Origin of the sequence: Streptomyces sp. NPDC004542, assembly GCF_040610035.1 — a bacterium.
Classification (GTDB): Bacteria; Actinomycetota; Actinomycetes; order Streptomycetales; family Streptomycetaceae; genus Streptomyces.
Genome location: NZ_JBEXLP010000147.1, coordinates 1 through 11,039 on the forward strand (window position 1 = coordinate 1; position 11,039 = coordinate 11,039).

The 11,039-nt window shown below is 73.9% G+C and carries 8 protein-coding genes; 5 read left to right on the forward strand and 3 right to left on the reverse strand.

The window, feature by feature from the left end; all coding sequences use genetic code 11:
- Positions 1–2,279: glycoside hydrolase family 2 TIM barrel-domain containing protein (locus ABZX30_RS36770; RefSeq protein ID WP_355942413.1), on the reverse strand; the 2,279-nt coding region annotated here is incomplete at its 3' end.
- Positions 2,280–2,536: 257 nt separating this feature from the next.
- Between ABZX30_RS36770 and ABZX30_RS36775 the strand changes: the two genes are divergently transcribed.
- Positions 2,537–4,918: a SpoIIE family protein phosphatase gene (locus ABZX30_RS36775; protein WP_355942416.1), complete on the forward strand. Its 2,382-nt coding sequence runs from the start codon at positions 2,537–2,539 to the stop codon at positions 4,916–4,918.
- Between the two features lie 72 nt (positions 4,919–4,990).
- Here the strand turns inward: ABZX30_RS36775 and ABZX30_RS36780 are convergent, their stop codons facing one another.
- Positions 4,991–5,539 (reverse strand): RNA polymerase sigma factor, encoded by a 549-nt coding sequence (locus ABZX30_RS36780; RefSeq protein ID WP_355942419.1) that lies wholly within the window; start codon positions 5,537–5,539, stop codon positions 4,991–4,993.
- A 46-nt stretch (positions 5,540–5,585) separates the two neighbouring features.
- On the opposite strand from ABZX30_RS36780, the gene ABZX30_RS36785 reads away from it, so the two are divergent.
- The 4 genes from ABZX30_RS36785 to ABZX30_RS36800 all read left to right on the forward strand — a co-directional run bounded on the left by ABZX30_RS36785 (position 5,586) and on the right by ABZX30_RS36800 (position 9,893).
- Complete coding sequence (locus ABZX30_RS36785) at positions 5,586–6,986, forward strand: serine/threonine-protein kinase (RefSeq protein WP_355942421.1); 1,401 nt, start codon at positions 5,586–5,588, stop codon at positions 6,984–6,986.
- A 158-nt stretch (positions 6,987–7,144) separates the two neighbouring features.
- A complete protein-coding gene (locus ABZX30_RS36790) occupies positions 7,145–7,849 on the forward strand; it encodes a DUF4232 domain-containing protein (RefSeq protein WP_355942424.1) in 705 nt (234 codons plus the stop codon).
- Positions 7,850–8,067: 218 nt separating this feature from the next.
- Positions 8,068–9,363 carry an arsenic transporter gene (locus tag ABZX30_RS36795; RefSeq protein ID WP_355942426.1) on the forward strand — a complete coding sequence of 432 codons (1,296 nt, stop codon included), beginning with the start codon at positions 8,068–8,070 and terminating at the stop codon, positions 9,361–9,363.
- Positions 9,364–9,398: 35 nt separating this feature from the next.
- Positions 9,399–9,893, forward strand: a complete 495-nt coding sequence (locus tag ABZX30_RS36800) for a universal stress protein (RefSeq protein WP_355942429.1) — start codon at positions 9,399–9,401, stop codon at positions 9,891–9,893.
- Positions 9,894–10,055: 162 nt separating this feature from the next.
- Here ABZX30_RS36800 and ABZX30_RS36805 read toward each other — a convergent pair.
- A partial coding sequence (locus ABZX30_RS36805; RefSeq protein WP_355942432.1) for an RICIN domain-containing protein occupies positions 10,056–11,039 on the reverse strand: 984 nt, incomplete at its 5' end.

Here is an 11,039-nt window from a genome sequence, read left to right on the forward strand (position 1 = left end):
GGGGCGCCGGCCGTGCGCAGCACGTCGGTGGCGACCGCCTTGCCGTCCCGCCGGGCCACGGCCTTCAGCTCGCCGGGCGCGTACGGCACCTTCCAGGTCAGGTGCAGCTTGCCCGCGCTGCCGTTGGGGCTGGTGTAACTGCCCGGGTAGGGGCCGCCGGTGAAGGTCTTGTCGTCGCCGGTGGCCTCGGTGGTCTCCAGATAGGTGCGGCCGTCGGTGGTCTTCTTGGTGTCGAATTCCCGCACGCCCAGTGATCTTCCGTTGAGGAACAGCTCGACGGAGGGCACGTTGGCGTACGCCCACACCTCCACCGTGTCCCCCGGCGCGTGGTTCCAGGTCATCGGCAGCAGGTGCACCATCGGTTCGTCCGTCCACTGGCTGCGGAACAGGTGGTACATGTCCTTGGGGAAGCCTGCGGTGTCGACCGCGCCGAAGAAGGACGCCTTGACCGGGAAGACGTCGTACGGGGTGGGCTCGCCGATGTAGTCGATGCCCGACCACAGGAACTGCCCGGCGAACCACTTGCGGTCCCGGTCCTTCTTGTGGCCGTACTCGCCGCTCATCGTCCAGGAGGCGAGGTTGTTGTCGTAGGAGGAGACCTCCCGCCGGCCCGGTGTGTGGTTCTCGCCGGTGTTGAGGTGCTCGGGCTCCTGGTAGCTGCCGCGGGTCGAGGTCTCGGACGAGGACTCGGACTCGAACAGGAACAGCTTGGGGTACCTGGCGTGCAGCGCGTCCACCGACTTGGCGGTGTTGTAGTTGAGGCCGAGGCCGTCCAGCTTGGCCAGCATGAGGTCGGCGGCGGAGCCGGCGGCGGGCACGCCGCGGTACTTGTCCGAGCCGATGACGAGCGGCCGGGTGTCGTCCGCCGCCCTGATCGCGCCGATGATCCGGTCGGCCATGGCGAGGCCGGCGGTGGAGGTGGAGTCCGGGATCTCGTTGCCGATCGACCACAGCACCACGGCGGGCGAGTTCCGGGCCGCGAGGACCATCTCGGTGGCGTCCTTCTCGCACCACTCGTCGAAGAACCGGCCGTAGTCGTACCTGGTCTTCCCGGTCCTCCAGCAGTCGAAGGCCTCCACCATCATCACGATGCCCAGTTCCTCGCAGACCTCGATCATCTGCGGCGAGGGCGGGTTGTGCGAGGTGCGGAAGGCGTTGACGCCCATCGACTTCATGATGGTCATCTGGCGGCGCACCGCGTCGATGCTGATCGCCGCGCCGAGGGCGCCCTGGTCGTGGTGGAGGTCGACGCCCTTGATCTTGGTGTGCGTGCCGTTGAGGGAGAAGCCCTCGTCGGGGTCGAAGCGGAAGGAGCGGATGCCGAAGGTGGTGCGGTGGGTGTCGGTGGTGCGGCCGGCGGTGCGGAGTTCGGTCACCACGGTGTAGCGGTGCGGGGTGGCGAAGTCCCACAGGCGGGGACGGGCGACGGTGAGCTCGTGGGTCTCGGTGGCCGTGCCGGAGACGGCCACCGTGGAGGACGTGACCGCGACCTGGTGTCCGCCGGGGTCGAGGATCCGTGAGCGGACCTGGACGTCCGTGCCCTCGCCGGTCTCGTTCACCACGTCGGTCCGCACCCGCACGACGGCCCGCTCGGCGGTGATGTCCGGCGTGGTCACGTACGTGCCCCAGCGGGCCACGTGGACGGGCTCGGTCACCACCAGCCGGGCCTCGCGGTAGATGCCGCTGCCCGAGTACCAGCGGCTGCTCGGCAGCTGGTTCTGGACCTTGACGGCGATGACGTTCTCCGTGGTGCCGTCGGTGTGCACCAGGCCGGTCAGATCGAGGGCGAAGCCGGTGTACCCGTACGGGTGGCGGCCGGCCTGGGTGCCGTTGCAGTACACGTAGGAGTCCATGTAGACGCCGTCGAACTCCACCGAGATCCGCTTGCCCGCCCAGGCCGGCGGCAGGGTGAAGGCGAGGCGGTACCAGCCGAGGCCGCCGGGGAAGAAGCCGGTCCCGCTGGTCGTGCCGTGCCCGGTGGTCGGGGTCTGCTCGATGCTCCAGTCGTGGGGTACCGCGACCTCGCGCCAGGCGGAGTCGTCGTACCCGGGGTCGGCGGCGTTCGCGTACGCGCCGGTCGGGTCGGTGGTCCCGTCCGGGTCGGCCAGTGCGAAGCGCCAGCCGCCCCGCAGGGGGACGGTGTGCCGCCCCGCGGCGGTGGCGGATGCCTCGGCGGTGCCGGAGGCCTCGGCGGCCCGGGCGGCCGGAGCGCCGAGGAGCGCTCCGGCCGTCGGGGCCGCCGTGGCGGCGACCAGAACCGATCGGCGAGTGACCGTCATGGCGGCTCTCCCTCAGTAGGGCCCAGAAGTACTCACAACTGATCGTGAACGAACAGATTCTGACGGGGAGCCACACACGTACGTCAAGGGTGCGGGACCGTCCTCCTGCCCCGGGCACCAGGTCGGCCGGAAACCGCTCTTGACGAGGGGCGTTGCATGGTGACCGGGCCGGAGTTCGCGCGGGAACGGGACGCACTACGCTGGAAGCCCAGGTGACGCACCTGTTCACTGTGAGTGTGCGCGAGGAAGTGCCGACGATGAGCCCGGTGTACCCGTTCGACGACGCCGCGACGGCGCGGGCTGTCGTCGACGACACAGGCACGCTCGTCGAGTGGAACGGCGGCGCGCGCCGGCTGCTGGGGTGGGCCGCCGCGGAGGTCGTGGGCCGACCCGGCGCGAACCTGCTGGCCGGCGACGGCGTACCGCCCGAACCCGGGGACCTGCGCTGGGACGGCACGCTCGACCTGCGCCACCGTGACGGCCACACGGTGTCGGTGTGGCTGCTCGCCCACCGCCGGCCGGCGCTGGACGGCCGCCCCGACGGCTGGCTCGTGGTCACCCCCTTGGAGTGCGACGGCGCCGCACCGGACGACCCGCTGGCCGACGCCGAGCTCGTCCAGGCGCCGTGCGCCATCGCGGTCTACGACGAGCGGCTGCGCCTGCGCACCATGAACGACGCGATGGCCGAGGTCGTCGGCCTGCCCGTACGTCGCGTCCGGGGACTCAGGCTCTCGGAGATAGGCGGGCGGCCGCAGAGCCACGACCTGGAACGGAACCTGCTCCGGGTGCTCACCACCGGCCGCCCGCTGGACGTGCAGACCTACATGCGTACCGGCGGCGAGAGCCGGGCGCACGCGTGGCTCGCCCGGATGGCCCCGGTCACCGACGGCGCGGGGCGGGTGCGCGGGGTGTGTCTGGCCGCCCACGACTTCACCGACAGCTACCTGGCCCGGGAACGGCTGCAACTGGTCAACGAGGCGAGCGTCCAGATCGGCACCACCCTCGACGTCACGCGTACGGCACAGGAACTGGCCGACGTGTGCGTGCCGGCCCTCGCCGACTTCGTCACCATCGATCTGCTCGACCCCCAGGAATACGGCGGCGAGCCCCCCGCCCGGGTCACCGCGCCGGTCCGGCTGCACCGGGTCGCGCACCGGTCCCTGCTGCCGGGCACCCCGGAGGCGGTGGCCAAGCCGGGTCAGGCCGACCTCTACCCGGCCTCCTCCCCGCAGGGCGACTCGATCGCGGCGGGCCGCACGATCGTCGTCTCCACGGCCTCCGGCGGCCTGGAGCAGTGGCTCACCTGGAACCCGGAGCGCGCCGCGCGGGTGCGGGAGCTCGGCATCCACTCCTCGATGTCCGTGCCCATCCGGGCCCGCGGCCTGACGCTGGGCGTGGCGGTGTTCAGCCGGTACCGGCGGCCGGGCCCGTTCACCCCGGACGACGTGCTGCTCGCGGAAGAGGTCACCGCCCGCGCCGCCGTCTGCATCGACAACGCCCGCCGCTACTCCCGCGAGCGCGAGACCGCCCTCGCCCTCCAGCGCAGCCTGCTGCCGCGCTCACTGCCGCGCACGGCCGCCCTGCTGGCCGCGTCCCGCTATCTGCCCGCGGCGCGGGCCGGCGTGGGCGGCGACTGGTTCGACGTGATCCCGCTGTCCGGGATGCGGGTCGCCATGGTCGTCGGAGACGTCGTCGGCCACGGCATCCAGGCCTCGGCCACCATGGGCCGGCTGCGCACCGCGGTGCGCACCCTCGCCGACATCGACCTCGCCCCGGACGAGCTGCTCACCCACCTCGACGACCTGGTGCTCCGGCTGGCGGAGGAGTCGGGCGGCGAGGGCGGCAGCACCGGCGAGGTCGGCGCGACCTGCCTGTACGCGGTGTACGACCCGGTCTCCCGCCGCTGCACGCTGGCCCGTGCCGGACACCCCGCGCCCGTGCTGCTGCCGCCCGGCGGAGTGCCCCGGCAGGTCGACCTGCCCGCCGGTCCGCCGCTCGGTCTGGGCGGGCTGCCCTTCGAGTCCGCCGAACTGGACCTGCCCGAGGGCAGCGTGCTCTCCCTGTACACCAACGGCCTGATCGAGTCCCGGGACCGGGACGCCGAGGCCGGCCACCGGCTGCTGACCGAGACCCTGGCCGGCTGCGCGGACTCGCTGGAGGAGACCTGCGACCGCATCCTGGACGCCCTGCTCCCCACGGGCGGCTCGGCCGACGACGTGGCGCTGCTGCTCGCCCGCACCCAGGGACTGCCCGCCTCCCAGGTGGCCACCTGGGACATCCCGCCCGACCCGGCGCTCGTCGCCCCGATCCGCAAGCAGGTGGTCCGGCAGCTGGACAGCTGGGCGCTGAGCGAGCTCGCGTTCACCGCGGAACTGGTGGTCAGCGAGCTGGTCACCAACGCCATCCGGTACGGCGCCCACCCCATCCGGCTGCGGTTGATCCAGAACGCGGCCACGCTGATCTGCGAGGTGTCCGACACCAGCCACACCGCCCCGCACCTGCGCCGCGCCAAGACCTTCGACGAGGGCGGCCGGGGGCTGCTGCTGGTCGCCCAGCTCACCCAGCGCTGGGGCAGCCGGCACACGGCGGAGGGGAAGACGATCTGGGCGGAGCTGACCTTGTTCGAGGAGGAACCGTAGGACACGTAGGACCCGCGGGGCCCGCGCGGTGCGGCGGTGCGGCGGTGCGGGACGGTGGGCGGTACCGGTGACTCAGGAGGCGGACAGCCAGGGCCGTACCTGCCTGCGGGCCTCGTGCAGCCGGGACTTCAGGGTGCCCAGCGGGATGCCGACGCGCTCGGCGGCCTCGGCGTACTCCAGCTGGCAGATGTCGCGGTAGACCAGCGGCGCGACCAGGTGCGGGTGCTCCCGCTCCAGCCGGTCCAGCGCCTCCAGCAGGTCCACGCGGGAGCCCGCGATGACGCTCGTGGTGCGCGGGTCGACGTGCTGGGCGGGCTCGAGGACGACGGGCTGTTCGGCGGCACGCCGCTTCAGCTCGCGGTACTTCTGCCGGGCGCAGTTGGCGACGACGGTGTACAGCCAGGTGCTGAAGCGGCTGCGGCCCTCGAAGGTGGAGATCCGCCGGGCGATCTGCAGCAGCACGTCCTGCGCGGCCTCCTCCGCGTCCTCCCGGCAGGGCAGGAAGCGTCCGCAGCGCCGGACCGCCTCGGGCCGGACCTCGGCCAGCAGCCGGTCGAGGGCCGCCGGGTCGCCCGCCGCGGCGCGCCGGGCGAGGTCTTCGGTCAGCGCCGCGTCGTACACCGCGGGTCCCCCTTCGAATCGATCTCCGAGCAGGCATGATAGTGGTATGCACTCCCTCGGGCGGATCGGCCGCTATCGCCTGCAACGTCGCCTGGGCACCGGCGCGTTCGGCACGGTGTGGCTGGCCCACGACGACCAGCTCGAGGCTCAGGTGGCGGTCAAGGTGCTCGCCGAGAACTGGTCGCACCGCCTCGACGTGCGCGACCGGTTCCTGTCCGAGGCGCGCCTGTTGCGCAAGGCCGGCTCCGGCCGGGTGGTGCAGGTCTACGACATCGGTGAACTGCCGGACGGCAGGCCGTACTTCGTCATGGAGTACGCCGACGCGGGCACCCTCGCCGACCGGCTGGCGCAGGGCCCGCTGCCGGTGCCCGAGGCGTTGCGGCTGACGGCGCTGGCCGCCCGGAGCGCGGCGGCGCTGCACGAGGCGGGGATCGTGCACCGGGACGTCAAGCCGAGCAACGTGCTGCTGCGCACCGCCCCCGACGGCACCCGCCGGGTGCTGCTGGCCGACCTGGGGCTGGCCAAGAGCCTGGCGCAGGCGTCCGGGCTGACCCTGGCGGCCGGCTCGGCCGGGTACCAGCCACCGGAGCAGGCCGAGCCCGGCGCGGGCATCGACGCCCGGGCCGACGTGTACGGCCTGGGCGCGGTCGGCTACGAGCTGGTGACCGGCACGGTGCCGGGCCCGCCCGGCAGGGTGGTACCCCCGCGGCGGCTGCGTCCGGACCTCGCCGACGAGGTGCAGCGCGCCCTGATGCGGGCGCTGGAGCCGGACCGGGAGTGGCGCTGGCCCGGCGCCGACGCGTTCGCCGACGAGCTGGACCGGCTGGCCGCGCGGGTCTCCGGGCCCCCGCGGCCGCGCCGGCTCGACGGCGTGCGGAAAAGGACAGGCGTCCTGACGCTGTCGGTCGCCGCGGTGCTCGCCGCCGCGGCCGCCGCCGGCACGGTGACGCTGCTGCACGGACGCTCCCCCTCGGGTTCCGCGCCCGACGGGCTGCGGGTGCAGGACTCCACGGGCCGGATCGTGGCCGAGGTGCCCTCCGGCTGGGGCGGCCAGCTGCGCGACGCCGGCTGGGACCCCGGGGCCCTCGGTCTGGCCTCCGGGCACGAGCCGGGACTCGCGGTTGCCGACGACCTCGCGAAGTGGCCGGATCCGGGCGCGGACGTGGACGGCCTGTTCGTCGGCCTGAGCGGGCACGGAGACGTCACGGCGAAGGTGAACGCCCTCACCCACAGCGGCTGCCACTACGCCGGTGGCCGCACCTGGGCCGGTGCGGCCTGGCGGGGCCGCGTCCGCACCTGGAGCGACTGCCCGGGCGGCGGCTCGATCAGCGAGGGCGCGCTGCGCCCGGCGAGCGGCGGGGCCGAGCCCCAGCTGTACGTGCAGATACGCCAGACCGGCCACAGCGACGCCACGGACCGCATACTCCGCTCCCTGCGGGTCACCTGACGGGTGGCGGAACCGGAGGGGAAGAACGGGTGGAAAAACCGCACGGACCGCGAACTTTCCCCGCGGAGCGTGCATCGGACTCTCATGACGGCGCACGAGGCGCCGTGGGCACGCGGCCGCACCGGCACGTGCCACGACCTCCAGGAGTGTTGAGAGACATGGCGTACACCTCCCAGTCCTTGCGTCGAGCGGCCGTACTCGGGAGCGCGGTCGCCGTGCTGGGTCTCCTGAGCGCCTGCGGCGACGACACCGGAAACGGCGCGCCGCGGAAGGTACCGGGCAACGCCTCGCCCGCGTCGGACGGCTCGACGGGTGCGACGGACCCCGCGGGCGGCAGCGCCCCCGCATCGCCGGGCGCGGCCGTCCCGTCCGCCACGCCGTCCTCGCCCAAGCAGACCGGCGGCGCGAGCACGGGCAGTTCCGGCACGGTGGACGGCGCCGCGAGCACCCGCTGCCACACCTCCGAGCTGAGCGCCGCGGTCGGCCGCAACAACCCGGGCGCCGGACAGGAGAACTTCCCCGTCGTGCTCACCAACAGGTCCGCCCGGACCTGCACGCTGCACGGCTATCCCGGCGCCGCGTTCGTGAACGCCTCCGGCAGCCAGCTCGGCCCGGACCCCCGGCGTTTCGCGGGCCGGGCCGGCACGGTCACGCTGAAGCCCGGTGGCAGCGCCTGGGCGGGCCTGTCCTTCTCCAACCCGGAGATCAGCGGTGCGAAGACGGCGTCACCCGCCGCGCTCCTGGTCACCCCGCCCGACGAGCGGGACCAGCTGAAGGTGAAGTGGACGGCCGGCCCGGTGCCGGTGTCCGGCAACTCCTCGTCCGTCTCCCTGACCGTCTTCAGCCCCGGCACCGGCGCCTGACCCACCCGCCTGCCCCCCTCCCCCCTGATCCGGACCCTGCCGCCCCTGCCCGGGCGGCGGGGTTCTTCCTGGCCGCGTCCCGCGTGTGCGCAGGACCCGGCCGTGCTGCGCAAGCCGCGCACACCGAGCCCCGGGCAGTCCCCGCTCGGCGGCTGGGAGGAGTTACTGGGCGGGGCGGGCACCCGGGCGTCGTAGCCCTCTCACCTTCGTCTGTTTTCATGGGGCGCGCACCAGTCGATCACTCCGCGGAGGGCCGAGCCCTGAACACCCCGCTGGCCGAGGCCCTGTCCGTCGTCCTGCTCGTCGCCGTGCTCGCCTGGGCCGTGGTGCGGCCCTTCGGGTGGCCGGAGGCGGTGCTGGCCGTTCCGGCCGCCGGGATCGCCGTCGCCACCGGTGCGATCTCCCTGGACCACGCCCGGGCCGAGGCGGAACGGCTGGGTCCGGTGGTCGGGTTCCTGGCCGCGGTGCTGGTCCTCGCCCACTTCTGCGACGTCGAGGGGCTGTTCGAGGCGTGCGGGGCGTGGATGGGCCGGCGGGCGGCCGGGCGGCCGGTGCCGTTGCTGACGGCGGTGTTCGCACTGGCGTCGGTGATCACGGCCGTGCTGAGTCTGGACGCGACGGTGGTGCTGCTGACGCCGGTGGTGTTCGCCACCGCCGCCCGCACCGGGGTACGGCCCAAGCCGCACGTGTACGCCTGCACCCATCTGTCGAACACGGCGTCGCTGCTACTGCCGGTGTCCAACCTGACCAACCTGCTGGCGTTCACCGCGAGCGGGCTGGGTTTCACCCGGTTCGCCGCGCTGATGGCGCTGCCGTGGCTGGTGGCGGTGGGCGCCGAGTACGCGGTGTTCCGACGGTTCTTCGCCCGCGACCTGTCGGCGGCGGCCCCGGGACCCCGGCCGACCGCCGAGCCGCCCGGGCTGCCGCTGTTCGCGCTGGTGACCGTGGTCTGCACGCTGGCGGGGTTCGTGGTGGCGTCCGCGGCCGGCGTCGATCCGGTGTGGGCGGCGACGGCGGGGGCGCTGGTGCTCGCCGGGCGGGGCCTGCTGCGGCGGCGGGCGACACCCATGACGGTGGTGCGGGCGGCGGCGCCGGGCTTCCTGGCGTTCGTGCTGGCGCTGGGCATCGTGGTGCGGGCGGTGGTGGACAACGGGCTCGCCGACGCGCTCGGTCACCTCCTGCCCGGCGGTACGGGACTCCCGGCGCTGCTGGGCATCGCCGCGCTGGCCGCCGTGCTGGCCAACCTGATCAACAATCTGCCGGCCGTGCTGGTCCTGCTGCCGCTGACCGCGCCGGCCGGGCCGGGTGCCGTGCTGGCGGTGCTGCTCGGGGTGAACATCGGCCCGAATCTGACGTACGCGGGCTCGTTGGCGACCCTGCTGTGGCGGCGGATCGTGCACCAGCACGAACACGACGTGGATCTCTGGGAGTTCACCCGGCTGGGGCTGCTCGCCGTGCCGACGGCGCTGGGCCTGGCCGTGGTGGCACTCTGGGGTTCGCTGCAGGTCGTGTGAGACAAGTCGGGTGCGACCGAGGGAGGCGGAGCGGAATGCGTGTGATCGTGTGGCTGGTGGAAGGCACCTGGCCCGCCTGCGTGGACGCCGTGCGTGCGTACGCCCCGACGGCGTCCGAGGTGGTGCTGCTGCACGTCAGCGGGCCGGACGTGCCGGGGGTGGCGCACGGCGCCTTCGCCGGGCTGCTCGGTCGCGGCCGGCCGGAGCGGGACCCCGGCACCCGGCTGGAGGACCTGGGCGGCAGCACGGCGGCCGAACTCCTCGGGGCGGCGGCCGAGCGGCTGGGGCGGCCCTGCGTCCGGCTGGAGCGGACCGGGCGGGTCGAGCGGGAGGTGGTGGCCGCCTGCGAGGGCGCCGCTCTGCTGGTACTGGCCCGGGACGGCGACCGGGCCCGGCTCGGCCCGCACAGCCTCGGTCCCGCCGCCCGCTTCGTCGTCGACCACGCGCCCTGCCCGGTGCTGCTGGTGTGGCCGGAGGCGGCGCCGGACCTCACGACGATGCCGCCTCCCCCGCCGCCGCACCACCGCTAGAAGCGTCCTGAAGATCTTGAAATCGCGCCCGGCTTGCACCGGTTCACAGCGATTGACATTTACCGGCAATCCAGGGCGAGCCGGGCGACCGGAGCAAGATCTTCATCGGGCTTCCAGGGCCGCTCGGCCGGATCATCCCGGGCGGCGCTTCACCGCGGCCGCTCAGTGTCTGCGGTACCCCGAGCCCGAGCCGTAACCGTGGCCGCCGTAGCCCCATCCGCCCACAACGCCGTACTGAACGCTCGTGTTCCCGTCGCAGGAGTACGGGTCGTACGCGCACACGTCGGGGGAGGCGGTGGTGCTCGACGGCGTCGGCTGGGCGCTCGTGGTCGTGGGAGTCGCCGACGGGGTGGGTGCCGGCGCCGGGGCCTTGGCCGACTTGGGCACGGCCGGGGCCGTGGAGGTCGGCAACGGCGTGCTGTCGGCGTCCCAGTTCACGTTCTGCATCTGGAGGTCGGGCTTGGAGGTGTCGATGGCCCAGTGCTGCACGTCGGTGTCGGCGCGGGTCTTGACCACGAGGGCGCCGGCGCCGTCGGTGGCGGCGGGGGCGAGCGCCAGGTCCTGCTCTCCGCGGGGCACCAGGGCCCCCTGGAGGGTGAAGTCGTAGCGGACGTCCGTGCCGGTCGTGGCCGTGCACGGGGCGAGCTGCACCGAGTAGCCGAGGTGGGAGTCGAGGCAGAGGTCGGGGGCGGCGGCATTGCGCAGCAGTCCGTCGGTCCCGTACGTCCACTGCTGGCTCGCCGTGGAGGCACAGGTGGTGAGCTCGGTCTCGGCGCCCTTGACGGCCTTCTCGCCGACGACGCCGACGCACAGTCCGGAGGCGATGTTGTGCAGCCGGCCGCGCAGGGTGCCCTTGGCGGTCTGGCCGGACCCGATCCAGGACGGGTTGGTGGTCGAGGATCCGGCTCCGGGCTTGTCCCGGTCCGTGCCGCCCGTGCCGGGAGCGGCACCGTCGCCGGAGCCGAGCACCGTCCACAGCACCAGCGGCAGCACGACGAGGCCGCTCACCGTCGCCACGGCCAGGGCCAGGTTGCGACGGCGGACCCGGCGGGCCGCCCGCAGCGCGGAACGGCGGGAGGCGGAACGCGCGGCCGGGCCGGGCGCGGAGGGCCCGGCGGCCGAGGCGTTGGCGGCAGCGGGTTCGGT

Coding starts and splice junctions, on each gene's coding strand:
- ABZX30_RS36775 (WP_355942416.1), top strand. CDS start 2,537: ATGAGCCCGGTGTACCCGTTCGACGACGCCGCGACGGCGCGGGCTGTC.
- ABZX30_RS36785 (WP_355942421.1), top strand. CDS start 5,586: ATGCACTCCCTCGGGCGGATCGGCCGCTATCGCCTGCAACGTCGCCTG.
- ABZX30_RS36790 (WP_355942424.1), top strand. CDS start 7,145: ATGGCGTACACCTCCCAGTCCTTGCGTCGAGCGGCCGTACTCGGGAGC.
- ABZX30_RS36795 (WP_355942426.1), top strand. CDS start 8,068: ATGGGGCGCGCACCAGTCGATCACTCCGCGGAGGGCCGAGCCCTGAAC.
- ABZX30_RS36800 (WP_355942429.1), top strand. CDS start 9,399: ATGCGTGTGATCGTGTGGCTGGTGGAAGGCACCTGGCCCGCCTGCGTG.